This window comes from Ureibacillus acetophenoni, assembly GCF_900220965.1.
Lineage (GTDB): Bacteria > Bacillota > Bacilli > Bacillales_A > Planococcaceae > Ureibacillus > Ureibacillus acetophenoni.
The window spans coordinates 49,305-67,491 of the sequence record NZ_OBQC01000008.1; the positions used below are offsets into that span (position 1 = coordinate 49,305).

General features: G+C 36.2%; 18 protein-coding genes, 1 pseudogene and 1 riboswitch. Of the genes and pseudogenes, 16 read left to right on the forward strand and 3 right to left on the reverse strand.

Translation table 11 applies throughout. The annotated features are described in order from the left end of the window. Positions 1-8 precede the first annotated feature (8 nt). Positions 9-641 (reverse strand): GntR family transcriptional regulator, encoded by a 633-nt coding sequence (locus CRO45_RS11575; RefSeq protein ID WP_097149809.1) that lies wholly within the window; start codon positions 639-641, stop codon positions 9-11. A gap of 766 nt (positions 642-1,407) precedes the next feature. Between CRO45_RS11575 and CRO45_RS11580 the strand changes: the two genes are divergently transcribed. From CRO45_RS11580 to CRO45_RS11600, 5 genes are all read left to right on the forward strand, one after another. Continuing rightward, complete coding sequence (locus tag CRO45_RS11580; protein WP_097149810.1) at positions 1,408-2,301, forward strand: SDR family oxidoreductase; 894 nt, start codon at positions 1,408-1,410, stop codon at positions 2,299-2,301. Between the two features lie 333 nt (positions 2,302-2,634). Then, positions 2,635-2,955, forward strand: a complete 321-nt coding sequence (locus CRO45_RS11585; protein WP_170949479.1) for an ArsR/SmtB family transcription factor — start codon at positions 2,635-2,637, stop codon at positions 2,953-2,955. Positions 2,956-2,957: 2 nt separating this feature from the next. Further along, positions 2,958-3,350, forward strand: a complete 393-nt coding sequence (locus tag CRO45_RS11590) for an SRPBCC family protein (protein WP_097149812.1) — start codon at positions 2,958-2,960, stop codon at positions 3,348-3,350. A 24-nt stretch (positions 3,351-3,374) separates the two neighbouring features. After that, positions 3,375-3,746, forward strand: a complete 372-nt coding sequence (locus tag CRO45_RS11595) for an iron chaperone (RefSeq protein ID WP_097149813.1) — start codon at positions 3,375-3,377, stop codon at positions 3,744-3,746. Between the two features lie 57 nt (positions 3,747-3,803). After that, positions 3,804-4,505, forward strand: a complete 702-nt coding sequence (locus tag CRO45_RS11600; RefSeq protein WP_097149814.1) for an FAD-dependent oxidoreductase — start codon at positions 3,804-3,806, stop codon at positions 4,503-4,505. A 61-nt stretch (positions 4,506-4,566) separates the two neighbouring features. Here CRO45_RS11600 and CRO45_RS11605 read toward each other — a convergent pair whose 3' ends face one another. Next, positions 4,567-5,163 (reverse strand): TetR/AcrR family transcriptional regulator, encoded by a 597-nt coding sequence (locus CRO45_RS11605; protein WP_170949480.1) that lies wholly within the window; start codon positions 5,161-5,163, stop codon positions 4,567-4,569. A gap of 139 nt (positions 5,164-5,302) precedes the next feature. Here CRO45_RS11605 and CRO45_RS11610 point away from each other — a divergent pair, with 139 nt between their 5' ends. From CRO45_RS11610 to CRO45_RS11625, 4 genes and pseudogenes are all read left to right on the forward strand, one after another. Then, positions 5,303-6,073, forward strand: a complete 771-nt coding sequence (locus tag CRO45_RS11610) for an SDR family NAD(P)-dependent oxidoreductase (RefSeq protein WP_097149816.1) — start codon at positions 5,303-5,305, stop codon at positions 6,071-6,073. Between the two features lie 122 nt (positions 6,074-6,195). Next, a complete protein-coding gene (locus tag CRO45_RS11615) occupies positions 6,196-7,149 on the forward strand; it encodes a zinc-binding dehydrogenase (RefSeq protein WP_097149817.1) in 954 nt (317 codons plus the stop codon). 205 nt (positions 7,150-7,354) lie between these two features. Further along, positions 7,355-8,137, forward strand: a pseudogene (locus tag CRO45_RS11620) (glucose 1-dehydrogenase). A 525-nt stretch (positions 8,138-8,662) separates the two neighbouring features. Continuing rightward, positions 8,663-9,904 carry a pyridoxal-phosphate-dependent aminotransferase family protein gene (locus CRO45_RS11625; protein WP_097149818.1) on the forward strand — a complete coding sequence of 414 codons (1,242 nt, stop codon included), beginning with the start codon at positions 8,663-8,665 and terminating at the stop codon, positions 9,902-9,904. Positions 9,905-10,006: 102 nt separating this feature from the next. On the opposite strand, the gene CRO45_RS11630 is transcribed toward CRO45_RS11625, so the two are convergent. Continuing rightward, positions 10,007-10,312, reverse strand: coding sequence for a monooxygenase (locus tag CRO45_RS11630; RefSeq protein ID WP_097149819.1), 306 nt, complete (start codon positions 10,310-10,312; stop codon positions 10,007-10,009). Between the two features lie 419 nt (positions 10,313-10,731). Here CRO45_RS11630 and CRO45_RS11635 point away from each other — a divergent pair, with 419 nt between their 5' ends. From CRO45_RS11635 to CRO45_RS11665, 7 genes are all read left to right on the forward strand, one after another. Then, positions 10,732-11,790: an ABC transporter substrate-binding protein gene (locus CRO45_RS11635; RefSeq protein WP_097149820.1), complete on the forward strand. Its 1,059-nt coding sequence runs from the start codon at positions 10,732-10,734 to the stop codon at positions 11,788-11,790. Positions 11,791-11,802: 12 nt separating this feature from the next. After that, positions 11,803-12,576, forward strand: a complete 774-nt coding sequence (locus tag CRO45_RS11640) for an ABC transporter ATP-binding protein (protein ID WP_097149821.1) — start codon at positions 11,803-11,805, stop codon at positions 12,574-12,576. Between the two features lie 3 nt (positions 12,577-12,579). Continuing rightward, positions 12,580-13,371, forward strand: a complete 792-nt coding sequence (locus CRO45_RS11645) for an ABC transporter permease (protein WP_097149822.1) — start codon at positions 12,580-12,582, stop codon at positions 13,369-13,371. Positions 13,372-13,610: 239 nt separating this feature from the next. Next, a riboswitch (SAM riboswitch) is annotated at positions 13,611-13,717 on the forward strand. Between the two features lie 109 nt (positions 13,718-13,826). Beyond that, complete coding sequence (locus CRO45_RS11650; RefSeq protein ID WP_097149823.1) at positions 13,827-15,122, forward strand: Na+/H+ antiporter NhaC family protein; 1,296 nt, start codon at positions 13,827-13,829, stop codon at positions 15,120-15,122. A gap of 134 nt (positions 15,123-15,256) precedes the next feature. Then, positions 15,257-15,592, forward strand: coding sequence for a hypothetical protein (locus CRO45_RS11655; protein WP_097149824.1), 336 nt, complete (start codon positions 15,257-15,259; stop codon positions 15,590-15,592). 165 nt (positions 15,593-15,757) lie between these two features. Further along, positions 15,758-16,354 (forward strand): Nif3-like dinuclear metal center hexameric protein, encoded by a 597-nt coding sequence (locus CRO45_RS11660; protein WP_235864584.1) that lies wholly within the window; start codon positions 15,758-15,760, stop codon positions 16,352-16,354. Between the two features lie 189 nt (positions 16,355-16,543). Then, positions 16,544-18,043: an amidase family protein gene (locus tag CRO45_RS11665; protein ID WP_097149825.1), complete on the forward strand. Its 1,500-nt coding sequence runs from the start codon at positions 16,544-16,546 to the stop codon at positions 18,041-18,043. Positions 18,044-18,187: the final 144 nt, after the last annotated feature.

Genomic DNA, 18,187 nt, shown 5'->3' on the forward strand with positions numbered 1-18,187 from the left:
AAATTTAATTAATGGTGCCATAAAATAACATCTTTAATAGCCAATCGAGCATTTTCAAAATCCGACACTTCTATACATTTAATAAAAGTATGAATGGACTTATGATAGGATTCGACTTTATTCATTTTCCATTTTGTTTGTGCAGCTACATTTGTAACAAAGATGGTTTCTTTAAAGAACCGTAGCATCGCAATATTTCCTGTAACCTCAATAAACAATTCTAACAAGTGGGCAAACGAAACAACATATTCATATATATTTTCAGTAGACTTTCTTTGTTTCATAGCTTCAAAACGGAATAATAGTTCGTTTTGCAAATCGGTAGTCCATTTTGGTTCACACCTTGTAAGTGCAAAATCCAATTGAGAATAAAGCGCTTCCAAATAATCCTTCAATTCCTGATCCGAAATAGTCTTAACTCTTACACCTTTATGTTGTACTTTTTCAACAACACCATCTTTTTGTAATAGATAAAGAGCCTCACGGACAGGTGCATGGCTTACTTGTAACTCTTTAGCGATTTCTGCTTCTATCAAACGCTGGCCTTGTTTATAATGACCAGAAAATATACGAAATAATAATTGTTCAGCTATTTGTTCCGAAATTGTTTTTTTCGAAATTGAATTATCACCAAACCCCATCAAACCACTCCAATAAACTTATTATCGTATATTTTAACATATTTCAGTGTATAGGGTGGCTAGCTAAAGGTGTTATATATTACAGATTATCAATAGTAAATGTGTTATATATTATATATTATCGATAATCTATAATAATCATTTTAATATAAAAATTCATTACTTTCAATTATTAAGTTTTAGAATTAGTTTTATTATTTTTCTCCTTGGATTAATGTCTACTAGGATGGAAGCAACTAAATAAGTTAATTAGACTGGTTTATAGATTCTCGCTACTAATTGGGGGATGTTAATTTAAAATGAAGATGGTGTTAGTTGAAGAAGTTACAGTTTAAGATAAATAAGAATAAGACTCGATTCCATTGAATAGAAATCGAGCCTAATGAATTAAACCCACCAACACCCATGTGTTGCCACCTACACTCTACGCAGTGAGAAGCGGTCGCGTGGTTGGAGTTAGTATAATGAAAAAAGAACGAATTTCCGATGTGAAATTCGTTCTTTTTTTGAACCTTAAGATGAAGTTATAAAACTAACGCGCAACTTACTTCAATTATTGTATTTTTACTTTCTGACTCCGACCAGATATCGAAAAAGTCCTTTATAGAGATACTTGGATAGTTTTGTGCGGGCTAGTAGCTCTTATTAATTATTAGGATTGATAAAGGATAAAAGATGGAAAGCTGTTTAAAGTAATGATCATAGGGCAAAAAATGTACAAGAGATTTTTGCGTAGTAACTATTAAATAGATTGGAGATGATTTTGATGAGAAACTCACATCTAACTGATCCACGTAAGAAATATTATTCTGAAAAATTCCCTGATCAGAAACAGAATACTCCAGCGCTACAGAGTAAAATGATCCCTAAACCTGACTGCGGAGAAGAATCGTATAAAGGATACAAACGCCTGGAAGGTCGTAATGCTTTGATTACTGGTGGGGATTCCGGAATTGGACGTGCTGTCGCTATTGCGTATGCGCGTGAAGGTGCAAATGTGGCTATTCAATATTTACCGGGAGAAGATGATGATGCCAATGAAGTCAAAGAACTAATTGAAAAAGCAGGTAGAAAAGCATTACTTCTACCGTATGACTTTCGAAAAGATGGCACAGCTACAGAGATTGTTATGAAAACTGTGGAAGCGTTTGGTGGATTGGACACGTTAGTATTAAACGCTGCCCAACAAATTGCACAGTCTACCCTAAGTGAATTATCAATCAAACAAGTGCAGGAAACATTCAAAGTAAACATCATAAGTATGTTTGAGACCGTAAAAGCTGCAGAAGAACATCTGGAATCTGGAAGTGCGATTATTACTACCACATCTGTTCAAGCTACCAATCCGTCCGCATCTTTAATGGATTATGCAGCTACAAAAAGTGCAATAAGTAACTTTACAATAAATCTTTCCTCCTACTTTGCTTCTAAGGGGGTGCGTGTCAATGGGGTTGCACCAGGTCCAATTTGGACACCATTACAGTTGGATAAAGGACAATTACCAGGACAACTTCCTATGTTTGGCCAAAACACTCCTCTTGGCCGTGCGGGACAGCCGGTAGAGCTTGCGCCAGTGTATGTACTTCTAGCCTCCGATGAAGGAAGTTATATTACAGGTCAAATTTATGGGGTGACAGGTGGCGAGCCAATCGATTTGTAATCTTAAGTGTGAGTTAACCCCACCAGACATATGTGTTGTCACTACACACTGTGAAGCGATTTCGTAATTAAAGCTAGTTTAATGGATGGAGAACGGATTCTATATGTTGGAATTCGTTCTTTTTTATTAATAATAAAGAAATTATAAATTTTCTTGTTCATTAGAATGATTTTTGATAGGTAAGGCTGCGTGATTTTCGATAGAAAATGAGAAAGAATAATTAGAAGGATTCCTGGAAGACATGTTTTTAATATTAATTATTGACTGGACACTATTTGGTGTCATATAATTACGACACTAAATGGTGTCTAATTTATGCAAGGGGGTAGGATCTTGAACACGACTTCACAAAAGCATGATGTTTTTGTAGCTATTGCAGATCCAACAAGGCGTAAATTAATACGTTTATTGGCAGGTGCGGAAGAATTACCTCTTCACGAACTAACTCCTCATTTTCAAATGGGTCGGACGGCTGTATCTAAACATTTGGCAATCCTAAAAGAAGCAGATTTAGTGACTAACCGTAAAATAGGTAGAGAAACAAAGTATCGGCTAAATCCAGCTCCATTACAGGAAGTGAAAGATTGGTTAGCATTTTATGAACAGTTTTGGAATGAAAGAGCGATATTACTTAAGAATATATTGGAGGAATAGCAATGGCAGATTTATCTTTAGATTTTGAATTTAAAAGTCCGATCAATAAGGTATGGGAAGCCCTAACAAACTCAGAGACTCTTGGAAAATGGGTAATGGAAAATAATTTTAAACCAATCGTAGGTTATAAATGTCAGTTTCAAAATAAGGAAATAGATTTAATCGTGGATAGTGAAGTATTGGTAGTAGACAAGCCTAATAAACTATCTTACACATGGGTAGGTGGACCGGTAAACACTATCGTCACATGGACATTAAAAGAAGAGAATGGAACAACCTATTTACACCTTGAGCAAACTGGATTTGAAAATGAAAATGTACAAGCGTTCAACGGTGCGAAGTATGGTTGGGCATATAAGATTGAAGAGCTTAAAAAAGTGTTAGAGGAAATATAAACGAAAAACTTAGGAGGGAATATATTGGACGTTTTTGCTGAATTTTTAGCCAGGATTGATGACCCTTTCCACCGAGAAAGAACGGAAAAGATATTAGTTTGGATAACGGAGAAATATCCAAATCTAAAGAAAGAAATTAAATGGAATCAACCAATGTTTACTGATCATGGCACATATATTATTGGTTTTAGTGTATCTAAAAAACATTTAGCTGTCGCTCCTGAAAGTGTAACGATTACTCATGTAGAAGATGATATTGTGAAGGCTGGTTATGAGTACACAAAAGAGATCATACGTATCCCTTGGAAAAGTCCGGTGGATTACACACTACTTGAGAAAATGATTGATTTTAATATTAAGGACAAGGCAAACTGTACAACTCTTTGGAGGAAATAAAAATATTAGGGATTGAGAAAGTGTGCAGGCTTCAAGAAGCTTATAGGAGATGGTTAAATGGGATTTTTCCAAGATATGATTGCAGTATTTAAAAAGAGAGAATTAGTATTTATAGAAAGTTACAAAGAAGCAGTAGATGTATATACTTTTGTATTTGAAAAAGAGAAAGATTTAAGCTGGAAAGCAGGGCAGCATGGTTTGTTTAGTATTACTCATAAAAAAATTAAATACCCTACTAAACCATTTACAATAGCCTCTGCGCCAAGTGAAAATGTTGTCAGGTTAACAATGAAAATAACTGAAAATCCAAGTGAGTTTAAGAAGGCAATGTTAGAACTAAAAAAGGGAATGACAATTGGTATGTCTGGACCTTTAGGGTCATTGAATGTAAATGATGAACGTCCTACAATCTTTATAGCTGGAGGAATCGGAATCACACCGTTTCGCTCCATAGTTAAACAAATTGAGGCAGAAGGAAATAGTAATAAGAAGCCAATACACCTACTCTATATGGATAGTGAAAAATCTTATCTATTTAAAGACGAACTAGACGTAAACAATGCCTCATTAAGTACCACGTATCTAGACTCTAGAGATGAGTTACATAGAGAGATAGATAAGTTGTCTAATCTTTATCAGAACAATGGTCAATATATGATTGCAGGGCCGAAGTCAATGGTAGCTTCAATCTCTGATTACTTACAAAATAAAAGTATTTCCAAAAAGAATATTAAAAAAGATGCTTTTGATGGCTATTAGGGGAATTAAAAGAACGAGTTCCGATTTAAATGAAACTCGTTCTTTATTGTTTATTAAAGTATTAATGATTTTCGATTTCTTTTATGACAAATCCTTTTGCAAAGGTGTTTAAAATACGGATGAGACGTTCTGTCATTTCACTAGGTGTCACATCAAAATTATTTGCAATCCAGTCCGTAATTAAGCCCGCAGTACCATAAGCCATATATCGCTTTTGGGTATCATCGTCAACAAAAGTCACTCCATATTGAATATCAAAGTTAGATTTCAGTAATTTAAAAATCGCTTCAGGCAATTGCTGGTGTATGTGTGGTAATGTATCCTCTAAAAGCAGTAATGTGAAGTAATCACGGTTATCGTATATGTAATATAACAAATCGAAGGAGTTTGTCGTCAACTCTTTTACTTCTACCCGACTTTCACTCTTATACTTAGACATGCTGTAATGCTGGATTGATTCAAACATCTCATCCATTAACTCTTCGACAAGATCGCATATGTTTTCATAATACACATAAAAGGTTGTTCGATTATATTGAGCAAAATCAACAATATCCTTTACAGTAACAGAGCTAAATCCCTTCTTATGTACCATTTCAATAAATGCCTTCTTTAAGAAATTCTTTGTCCGTATCGCTTGGTTGGAATTGGGTTTCATTATATCCCCCCTATTATTCAACAGAATGATTGAAAGTGTTGGTTTCTTCGACATTATAGCAAATATTAAGGATTGTGTACAAAACGTGAAAGCGATTACAATTTAAATGTAACCAAAAACTTTAGGGGAGGTACTAAAAATGAGATTTGAGAACAAAGTTGTAATTATTACAGGTGCTGCAGGTGGTATTGGTAAAGAAATCGCTCGTAAACTTGCAGGTGAGGGTGCGAAATTAACTTTAGTTGATTTAAATGGCGATGCTGTGAAAGCGGTTGCAGAAGAACTTAACTTAGGTGAAGATCGCGTATTAACATTAAAGGCAGATGTTTCTAAAGAAGCAGAAGTAAAAAATTATGTTGAGCAAACAGTGGCAAAGTTCGGTCACATTGATGGCTTTGCAAATAATGCGGGCGTTGAAGGTCCAGCTAAAACTATTGAAGAAATTACAGAACAAGATTTCGATTTCGTATACAACATTAACGTAAAAGGTGCTTTCTATGGTTTGAAATATGTACTGCCAATTATGAAAGAACAAAAATCAGGGTCAATTGTAAACACCGCTTCAGTTGCAGGGTTAATTGGTTCTCCAAACATGATGCTATATAATTCGTCGAAACATGCCTTAATGGGTATGAATAAAGTAGCTGCGTTAGAAGCAGCTCCATATAACGTACGTGTAAATACAGTAAATCCTGGTGTTATTAATACACAAATGATGCGTAATATTGAATCAAAAGTTGCACCAGGTGCAGCAGAAGCAGCACAAGCAGCTTATAATGATGCGGTGCCAATGAAGCGTTATGGTGAAGCACATGAAGTAGCAAATGTTATTGCATTTTTACTATCAGATGAAGCTTCTTATGTAAGCTCATCATCTTACACAGTTGATGGTGCATTATATAACGTGTAAGTTCCAAGATAATAAATACGTGAAGCTAGCGCGGAATAAAGATCACTTAATATAGTAATAGTTTAACTGTTGATAATAAACATAATTATTTAAAATAGTAAAACAATTTGGAGGCGAATAGAATGAGAGGTTGGCTATTTTCAGGTACAAATAAACCACTAGAATTGATTGAGAAAGAAGATCCAAAAGCGATTCCAGGTCATATCGTTATTGAAGTGAAAGCAGCTGGTCTATGTCACTCGGACGTTGCAGCATTACAAGATCCAGGTTGGATGCCACTTTTCCCAAATGGTCCAGTGATTATGGGACATGAGTTCGCAGGGGTAGTTATTGAAGTTGGTGAAGGTGTAGAAGGTTTTAAAGTAGGCGACCGTGTTGGGGCTAACCCAATGAATCGAGAAACGAAAGTAACTGCGGGGTACACTTATGACGGCGGATATGCAGAAAAAGTGCGTGTTCCTGCGGATCAATGTGTAATCATTCCTGATGGCGTGTCATTTGAAGAAGGTGCAGCTTCAACAGATGCTGGAATTACAGCGTATCGTGCTCTTTTCAGTATTGGTCAAGCAAAAGAAGGTTCAAAAGTAGGAATCATCGGAATCGGTGGACTTGGTCAATTTGCTTTGCAAATGGCGCTAATTAAAGGATGCGAAGTGTACGCGACAGATGTTTCTCCAGAAGCTCGTAAACTTGCTGAGGAACTAGGAGCTAAAAAAGTTTACGACACGATTGTAGATATGAAAGAAGCCGAATGTGACGTCATTGTTGACTTTGCTGGTTTCGGACAAACAACTTCTGATGCACTAGAAGCCGTTAGACCACAAGGAACAGTTGTAATTGTTGGTATGGGTAAATTAGAATCGAATATCAATACGTACCTAATGATTACAAAAGAGATTAAACTATTAGGAAGTAATGGTGGGTCTGTAGAAGACTTACAAGGTGTATATGATTGCTTCGCTACTGGGAAAATGAATCCAACTCTTGTTACAATTCCATTTGAAGAAATCGATAAAGGCCTAGAAAAACTAAAAAATCATGAAGTAAAAGGCCGCTTAGTAGCCGTTTTTGAATAAATATAAGATATAAAGTTGAGGCTGGGACAAACCTCTTCTTAAATGAAAAAGCCAATGAAAATATACATTTATAGCTTTTTGATGAAGCACATGAAGTAGCAAATGTTAATGCATTTTTATTATCAGATGAATCTTCTTACGTAACTCTTCATCATACACAGTTGATGGTGCACTATTTAATGTTTAATAACGGAGGGAATATACTATGAAACGTTTTGAAGAAAAAGTAGTAATCGTAACAGGTGCAGGCTCAGGTCTTGGACAAGCAGCAACTCTTCAATTAGCAGAAGAAGGTGCTAAATTAGTATTAGTGGATTTAAATGAAGCGGGCCTAAAAGAAACAGAGGAAAAAGTTTGATCTATTGCGCCACAAGCTGAAGTGTTATTAATATCAGCAAACGTTGCGGATGAAAATGCTGTAAAAGGTTTTGTTGATGCAACGGTTGAAAAGTTCGGCAAAATCGATGGCTTCTTTAATAATGCAGGGATCGAAGGAAAACAAAACTTAACAGAAGACTTCGGTATTGAAGAATTCCAAAAGGTTGTTTCAATTAACTTAAATGGTGTCTTCTACGGTATGAAATACGTTTTAAAAGTAATGAAAGAACAAGGCTCTGGTTCAATTGTAAACACTGCCTCTGTTGGTGGTATTCGCGGTGTTGGAAATCAATCAGGTTACGCAGCATCGAAACATGGTGTTGTTGGATTAACACGTAACTCTGCAATTGAATACGGACAATATGGCGTTTCCATTAAAGCAATTGCACCAGGTGCCATAATGACTCCTATGGTAGAGGGTTCATTACGTCAAATTGGTGGCGAAAATTGGGAAGAAGTAGGAAAAGAATTCGTAAAACCAAATCCTATGCGCCGTTTCGGTAAGCCAGAAGAGGTTGGTTACTTAGTAGCCTTCTTACTATCAAACCAAGCAGACTTCATTAATGGTGTTGTTGTACCAATCGACGGTGGACAATCTTATAAATATTAATTTAAGAGTAGCAATTAATACTTAATTAGTTTAAAGAAAAGAATCTGAGGCATACCTAGCCTCGAATAGTGAGAAAGGTGAATTTGAGTGTTCTCAAATTTCACCTTTCTCTATTTATATCTAAAGAGTAAAGAAAGGAGTTAATTCCCAAAAAAATGGAGTTATTCCTACACTGTAAGCTAATTTAAGACCAGATTCTAATAAGTATCTAAATTTTTCTAATAACTCCCTGCTTATTTCTAATATTGTGGCTGTTTTTCTAATAACTCTTTCTCTGTGCCTACACATTTGGCTAGATTCTAATAAACTCTTCATTTCTTCTGCAATTTATAAGAGTTTAAGAATGAATTTTGTATAAAAAAATCGAAAACGCTTTATTTAAAATATTTGGAATCTTCTGTTGAATAATCGATTTTACCCTGTTAAAATCATATTATTATTTTTTAAAAATTACTATTTTCAAAAAACAATTTCATCTTTATTCATTTGATTTTAATTTTATACAGGGTAGGAGTTTAGAATTATATGAAAAAATATACAGATTTAAATGTCCCACTTAGAACCATTATGACACCTGGGCCAGTAGAAGTAGATCCGCGAGTATTGAGAGCGATGGCTACCCCGATATTAGGGCAATTTGATCCAGCGTTTACGAATATCATGAATGAAACTATGGAAATGCTACGAGAAGTGTTTCAAACAGAAAATCATTGGGCATTCCCGGTTGATGGAACTTCCCGGGCAGGTATCGAAGCTGTTCTCTGCAGTATTATTGAACCTGGAGATAAGGTATTGGTACCAATCTACGGTCGATTTGGCTACTTATTAACTGAAATTTGTCAACGATATGGTGCAGAGGTTACGACAATGGAAGTACCTTGGGGAGAGGTTTTTGATCCTGAAGTAGTCATCAATAAGATTCATGAGGTTAATCCGAAAATTGTTGCTATTGTTCATGCAGAAACATCAACGAGCTGTATGCAACCGTTAAAGGAAATAGGAGAAGCTTGTCGAAATGCAGATGTTCTGTTAGTTGTTGACGCTGTAGCATCATTAGGTGGAGTAGATATCAAGGTAGATGAACTTAAGCTTGATGCAGTTATTGGCGGAACGCAAAAATGCTTATCTGTTCCATCCGGATTAGCCCCTATCACATTTAATACACGAATTGAAGAAGTTATAAATAAAAGAAAAAGTATTGAATTAGGTTTAAGAACATCTCAGAGCGAGTTATCTAACAATCGAATTGTTAGTAATTATTTTGATCTAGCGCAGCTTCAGGATTATTGGAGTCCTACACGTCTTAATCATCATACGGAAGCGACAAGTATGCAGTATGCTTTAAGAGAAGGGCTTCGAATTATTCTTGAAGAAGGTCTTGAAAATCGATTTGCACGTCATAAGTTAAATGAACAAGCATTAGTTGCAGGAATTAAAGCGATGGGCCTAGAGTTATTTGGGGATGAGAATAATAAATTACCTGTTGTTACTGCTATTCAAATACCTGAAGGAATTAACGGTGACGAGATTCGTTCTATGATGCTAGAAGATTTCGAAGTTGAAATTGCTAGCTCTTTTGGACCGCTTCACGGAAAGATTTGGAGAATTGGAACAATGGGATATAGTTCACGTAAAAAGAATATTCTTCACGTTCTTTCAGCATTAGAGGCTACGCTAATTCGTAAAGGCTTTAATGTGAATAAAGGTGAAAGTTTACAGGCGGCATTAAATGTATATGATGAATATAAAACTCTAGTACATAGTTAAAGATTAGTAGGCAATTCAAGTGAAGAAACTAATAAAAACAGTCTGCACAACCATTAGTTTGGATATACAGACTGTTTATTTTGTAATATATGTTTTACCTTCTTATTTTAAAGGTCCTTTTGTAATCTCCGTCAATTTTGAATTGATAGAGAAGATTTTTGCATTTACATTTGTAATGCCGAACCCTGCAAGTCTTTTCGTATGCATTTCTAAATACTTTTGTGCTGTTTCTTTTGTTTCAAAAAGGTAAATTCCACCGGCTTCTTTAGCATCCTCATTTTCAGTCCATATTTTCCATATGAAGCCGTTTTCTTCAGTAATACTATTTGCTAACTCTTCAAAGGCTTGAGCCATTTCATCTCCAAAAGGTCCATCCATAGGGAAATCAACTTGTAATAAGTATGACATATTCTTCCTCCTAATTACTGATTGGTTTTTTAGATAACTGCTATTTGTTATTTGCTGTTAATTGAATCCTATACCAAATTGAAAATTAAAACCACCAACAGTTAGTTGATGATGTCGTTTATCCAACACATTGAACAATTTGTAAAAAAAGTATAGCGATAAACTGGTATCAAATGCTAGATTCCTACTGAAATAGCTATCCGAAAAATAATTTGAACAAGGTGTTACAGTTAGTCTTAACTTAGTAGAAATCTCACACCTATCCCTTCATATTACGACAAGTAATAACAAAATATTAGACAGTTGGTGTCGAAAATTAACAATCTATTAAGAAAAATCATTATTTTTGAAAAATTTCATCGAAATTGTATACTATGTGTGTTTTAATATATATAAAATTAAAAATTGGGGGTCATTTTTTGAAAAAGTCATTAGTTATGATGTTAACTGTTTTTTCCATGATAGCGTTAATACTCGCAGGATGTGGAAATCAGCAAACAAATGAGGAAACAACGAAATCAGAAGGGTCTTCTTCTGAAACAACAGAAACAGTAGATGTAAAAATTGGTATGCTAAAACTAACAAGTTCTGCACCGTTATTTATCGCTTTAGAAAAAGGATTCTTTGAAGAGCAAGGAATCAATGCAACGGAAACATGGTTTGAAGCTGCACAACCAATCGCAGTTGCGACTGCTGGCGGAAGTGTTGATGTAGGAGCTACAGGTATTACGGCAAGTATTTATAACATGGTATCAGGCGGTCAAAAATTATGGATTGTTGCTGATAAAGGAAGAGAACAACAAGGCTTTTCTTCATCAGCTTTATTAGTACCAGCAGATTCACCTGTTACTAGTGTTGAAGATTTAAAAGGTAAGAAAATTGGAATTACTCAAACTGGATCTACATTCCATTACATGGCTGGACGCCTATTAGAAAATCACGGATTAACTATTAGTGATGTTGATTTAGTTCCACTAAATAGTATTCCAGGGTTAATGGATTCATTAAAAAGTAAACAAGTAGATGCAGTAATTCTAAACGAACCAAATATCTCAACGGTTGTAAGTGAAGGCTATGGAAAAGTTATTACTCAAGTAGGCGATGAAATTGAATACCAAACATCAGGTGTATTCTTCTCTCCAAAATTCGCTGAGAATAAGGATGTAGCGGTTCGTTTTATGAAAGCATATGCGAAAGCAACACAATACTACTACGATGCTGTATTAATTAAAGAAGATGGCGAAATCGTACCAGGTGAAAATTATGATGAAGTAATTAATATTATTGCGAAATATACAGACCAAGATCCTGAATTGATTAAAAAGGGCTTACCATATATGGACCGCGATGGTAGATTACTAGAATCAGACATCCAAACTCAAATCGATTGGTATGCAAAAGAAAAGCTAATTGAATCTGAAATCGATGCTAAAGAAATTGTGAATACAGAATTCTTAGAGGAAGCATTGGAAAACTAGGAAGTGACGTAGTTGAGAATAGTAGTAGAGAATGTTGATAAAAAGTTTGTTGATAACAACAAACGGGAGGTAACAGCTCTTGAAAATATCAACTTTACAATTAATGAAGAAGAAATAGTTGTCCTTGTAGGACCAAGTGGCTGTGGAAAATCAACTCTTCTTAATATTGTTGGGGGACTATTGTCGCCAACGAATGGACAAGTTTACTTTGAAGGGACAAATGATATAGAACCGAATTTAGGCATCGTATTTCAAGAAATCGCCCTTTTCCCATGGAGAACAGTTTTTGAAAATGTTATTTATGGACTTGAAGAAAGAGGCGTACCTAAAAAAGAGCGAGAAGAAAAAGGTAAGTACTATATTGATATGGTAGGACTAACTGGCTTTGAAAATGCCTATCCAAAGCAGTTATCAGGTGGGATGAAGCAACGGGCAGGTATTGCCCGTGCCTTGTGCATTGAGCCTCACTTGCTTTTAATGGATGAGCCATTTTCTGCTCTTGATGCCCAAACGCGTACAATCATGCAAGAAGAACTGCTAACGATTTGGAACCGAACTCGATTAAGTACACTATATGTTACTCACAATATCCAAGAAGCTGTTTATCTTGGTGATCGTGTAATCGTTCTATCTAGACACCCTGGAAAAATAAAAAGCATTATTAATATTGATCTACCAAAAATTGGGCGTGATTCAGAACAATATAGGGATCAATTTGAAAAGTATGCAGATGAAATTTGGGGCTTAATACGCCATGATGCGCAAGAAGCGCTAAAGGAGGCGTAAGGTATGTCAGAATCAAAAAAAATTATAAAAAATAAAGTAGCGTTCCTTGATCGAAAGATACCACGATATGCTTCTGTTCTTGGAATTACGGTTTTATTACTACTATGGGAAACTATTTGTAGAATGAATTTAGTGCCCCCACTTTTTCTCCCAGCACCAACAGCAATTTTGTCTGACGGATGGGATTTAATGGCAAGCGGGGAATTAATGAATCATATTACAGCAAGTCTAACTAGAATTGTTGGAGGATATGCAATAGGTGCAACAGTAGGTATTATTATTGGCTTGATTCTTGGGTTTTCGAGATGGGCTGATGCAATCTTTACACCGGTTGTCTATTCTATTTACCCAATTCCTAAAATTGCACTATTGCCATTGATTATCTTATGGCTTGGAATCGGTGAGATGCCGAAAGTAGCCATTATTGCACTTGGGGTGTTCTTCCCAGTATTAATTAATACATTCTCAGGCGTAAAAAGTGTTGATCAAACTCTAATTAAAGCAGCTGTAACCTTTGGCTCAAGTCATTTTAATGTCATTCGAAAGGTAATTTTACCTGGAGCCTTACCAACGATCTTTGCTGGGTTAAAATTAGCAGCCGGTACTGCGCTTCTACTATTAGTATCTGCAGAAATGATTGCTGCGCAATATGGAATAGGCGCGATGGTTCTTCACTATGGAAACTTAATGATAACGACGAAATTAATGTTTGGTGTAATGATCCTTTCGCTATTAGGCTTACTATTTAACCGAGGCCTCCATTGGCTAGAAAATAAATTAATTCCTTGGAAATAATAATAAAGGACAATTTCAATTCTTGTTGAAATTGTCCTTTTTTGTTGTACTAAAAAATAATTGTAGTAACTATTCGGCTTAGTTTAATAGGGAAAGTATTTTCTTATAATGTTTCTTGGGGTCAAATTTCAAAGGATGGATATACTTCCTTATATAAAAATTTCCATATAAATTTAATTGATATAAGAATAACAATCATGTTAGTCTTTTATTTACTGTGAAAAAATAAGATTTTTTTCTTCTTATCAAGAGAGATTGAGGGACTGGCCCGATGAAATCTCGGCAGCGGAACTTAGTGATTTAGTTACTGTGCCAAATCCAGCAAGTAGGACTTGATAGATAAGATGAGTGGTTTATAGATATAATGCCTCTTCTTGTTTTTTCAAGAGGAGGCTTTTTTTTCGGGGCAAGAGTGGACAAAGATGTGCTCCATTTTAATTTTCGGAGGTAGAACTATGAAAAAAGGGAATCCATGGGCGTTAATCCCATTTGTTGTTTTTTTGATTTTATTTATTGGTTCAGGGGTTATTACTGGTGATTTTTATGCCTTTCCTGTCATTGTTGCTATAGCTATTTCAGGAGCTGTAGCATTGGCCATGAATCGAAAAGAACCATTTGCACGAAAGGTTGATATTTTTTGTCAAGGCGCGGGAAATGTAAATGTCATGCTAATGGTTGTTATTTTTCTCTTGGCTGGCGCATTCTCAGAGGTTGCAAAAGGCATGGGGGCAGTGGACTCCGCAGTTAACTTTGCTTTATCGGTTGTTCCTCAAAACTTGTTAGTAGTAGGGTTGTTTATCATTGCCTGCTTTATTTCCTTGTCAATGGGGACATCGGTGGGAACGATTGTTGCACTAGCGCCGATTGGGGTTGGGATAAGCGAACATACCGACATTACCATGGCTTTAGTAATGGCAGCGATTATTGGCGGCTCGATGTTTGGCGATAACTTATCCTTTATTTCAGATACAACAATTACAGCTGTTCGTTCACAAGGTGCAGAAATGAAGGATAAATTTAAGGTGAATTTTTGGATTGTGTTGCCTGCTGCTATAGTAACGGGCATTATTTTAACGGTGTTCACAATGGGGGCAACGGCACAGTTGGAGCATTCAAGCTATAGTTTGTTAAAAATTGTTCCCTATGTTTTTGTTATTATTTTTGCGTTAGCTGGAATGAATGTTTTCCTTGTTCTAGCATTAGGGATCGTTCTCTCAGGAGGTGTTGGCTTAGTGGATGGCAGCTATGAGTTAATGACCCTTTTGCAAAAGATTGGTGAAGGAATGTCAGGTATGTACGAAATGGCCTTTCTTGCAATATTAATAGCTGGAATGGTGGAAGTTATTAAATTTAACGGCGGAATAGACTTTCTACTTTACCTTGCGACAAGAAGAATTAAATCAAAAAAAGGTGCCGAATTAGGTATTGCTGGTCTAGTAGGTCTAACAGATTTATCGACAGCTAATAATACAATTGCTATTTTGATCACTGGCTCACTTGCAAAAAATATTGCTGAACAATATGGGATTGAACCGCGAAAATCCGCAAGTATATTAGATGTATTCTCTTGTGCAATACAAGGTCTTTTGCCATACGGAGCACAGTTGCTTGCAGCAGCAAGCGTAGCCGCTATATCTCCAATAAGTATCCTACAATACTCTTTTTATCCAGTGCTTATAGGAATCTGTGGAGTGATCGCTATACTTGTTGGATATCCGACAAAAAAGAAAACAATAATTTTATCAAAGTGAGTAGTGCCTATACTCAAAAAAAGAACGGATTACCAATCGTGGAATCCGTTCTTTTTTGTTATATAAAGGATTAACGATCTTTACGAAGAAATTATATAATGGAGCATTTGTTAAAATTTCCATGGAGGTGGACAATGGCAACGGAAATTATTATAACCGTAGTTATTATGTTAGTAATTGTATTCGTAATAGATAAGATATACGGAAGAATTAATATAGAAAACTATTCTCCAATTTGGGAGTATTTTTTTAAAGCCTTACTCTATGGTTTTATTGCTACTGTTACATTATTCTATGGCAAGGAATCCCTAAGTGATGTGAATACACTAGAATGGGCCATCATTGCAGTTTCGGCAGTAGAAGGAATAGGGAATTATATTAATTACGTTAAAGAATCAAAAATGAGAAAAGAAAAAAGAAAGTCGAATAGTAAAATTGAACAAGCAATACATAAGTTACTTGGGAGGTAAGTGCATGAAAGTTTCATATATTGTTGAAAGAATAACTGATCTTTTCAATGTAACAAATGAAGAAGTATTTTCTAGTGAATCAGGTATTACATACGATGCAGATAAAGAAGTGAAAAGGTAGGATACTGTGTCAATTTAACGCTAGATACAGTAGAAGAAGCAAGAATCCATGGAGTGGATATGATGGTGACTCACCATGATGCATGGGATGAAATATACGGTTTGAGAGAAGCGTGCATAGAAAAACTAGCAGAGTATGGTATAAGTCACTATTATAATCACTTGCCACTCGATGATTGTAACTTTGGAACAAATGATAGTTTATTAAAAAAATTGAATTTAGAAATCGTTAAAAGAACCCATGAGTGGGAAGGGTTATATTTTGGTAGAGTAGCAGAATATAAACGAGAAATAGAATTTAGTGAGTTCGTAAGAAATATTGAGAATCTACTTGAAGAACCGGTTAAGTCTTGGCAGTTTAATGATAAGAAGCTAAAGCGGGTGGGCTTAGTCTGTGGAAACGGTGGAACAACGGCTTGCCTTAAGGAAGTAGTTGAAAATGATTGTAATGTGTACATTACAGGTGAATGTAATTTATATACGATTCAATATGCGAAGTTTAAAGGAATCAATCTTATCATTGGAAGTCATACTTTCACAGAAGTCTTTGGAATTGAAAGTCTAGCAATGAAATTAAAAGAGAAAATAGAAGGACTTGAAGTAGTAAAACTGAATGAAGAACATTATGAAGCGAATATATAATTAGAAAGAGTGTTTCGCAACCCTTTGAATCTATATACTAACCATCTTCATTTTATCAACTAGCATCTTGTATTTACCACTGATGTCTAGTTAAAGGGCGGATTCTCAATAAAGGAGTTCGTTCTTTTTTATTGAATCTTTATTAATTAAAGAAAAAGGAGCATATGTGATTTTAGGGGGAGTGATTTCATGGAGGGGTTTATCTATAAAAAATATGATGGTCTTGGTTTAGCAGAGTTAATAAAAAACAAAGAATTGCAGCCAAAGGAAGTTCTCCAAGAAGCAATCAAAACAATCGAACAGCATAATCCATCGTTGAATGCAGTGATTAATAAATTTTATGAAAAAGCGGAAAAACAGGTTGAAAAGGTGAATTTGACGGGAACCTTTGCTGGTGTGCCGATGCTCTTAAAGGATATCGCACAAGAAATTGCTGGAGAGAAAATAACACAAGGGTCAAAGGCGTTTCAAAATTACCGTGCAAAAGCAGATTCTGAATATGTAAAGCTGGTGCGTAAGACTGGAGCAATTTTTGTTGGTCAAACGAATGTTCCAGAGTTTGCGTTAATGGGGATTACGGAGCCTCACGTTTATGGACCAACCCGCAACCCATGGAATCTAGACCATACTCCAGGAGGATCAAGCGGAGGCTCTGCCGCAGCGGTTGCCAGTGGCATGGTACCGATTGCTGGTGCGAATGACGGGGGCGGTTCAATTCGGATTCCTGGTGCTTACTGCGGGCTTTTTGGAATGAAACCTTCTAGAGGTAGAACTCCTGTTGGACCGAATGGGAGGAACTGGCAGGGAGCATCAGTTGATCATATCTTATCGAGATCAGTTCGCGACAGCGCGGCAATGTTGGATGATATCAGGCTTTTTGAAAAAACTGCAGCTTTCCATGCACCACCGTTTGAAGGTTCATATCTTGAAATGGTGAACGTTCCGTTAAAAAGAAAGCTTCGGATTGCTTTTTCAGTCCGCTCGCCACTAGGATCAGAGGTACACCAGGAATGCCAGGAGGCAGTGTACAATACAGCAAAGCTTCTTGAATCAATGGGACACTATGTTGACGAGATTGCTGCACCTGTGGATGGGAGAAAAATTGCCAAGAGCTATTTGACGATGTATTTTGGTGAAGTGGCAGCAGCGATTACTTCATTAGAGGAGTTACTAGGACGTAAAGCAAGTATGCAAGATGTGGAGCAGACTACTTGGATTTTAGGTTTAGTCGGAAAGGCAACATCAGCCGAGGAAGTAGTTCTTAGTATTCGTGAATGGGATCAAGCAGCCTATGCAATGGAAACTTTTCATGAAACTTATGATCTCTATATGACTCCTACTACCGCGTTTCTTCCGGCGATAATAGGTGAACTAGAGCCAAAGAAATCAGAGCGGATGGCGATGCAAGTTGCTGGTAAGATGTCACTGGGTGGCCTGTTGAAAAGAACGGGGATTGTTGAGCAGGTGGCGGAAAACAATTTGAAGAGAACTCCGTTTACCCAACTGGCCAATTTAACTGGTCAGCCCGCAATGACGGTGCCGTTGCATTTAACCGTAGATGGTTTCCCGGTAGGTGTGCAGTTTATGGCTGCTAGAGGTAGGGAGGATTTGCTTTACTCATTAGCCGGGCAACTCGAACAAAGTGACCTATGGGTGCCCGTTGAAAAAAATCCGATGTTTATTTTGTAAAGTATAGTGGAACGAATTCTTGAAGAGAATTCGTTCTTTTTTGTTCCAAACACTTGTGTTTGCGGCTCATTTAAACAAATGCCACCGATAAATAATAACCTTCTAGAAGGAAATACTATTCATAATGATCATGAAATGGGGGAC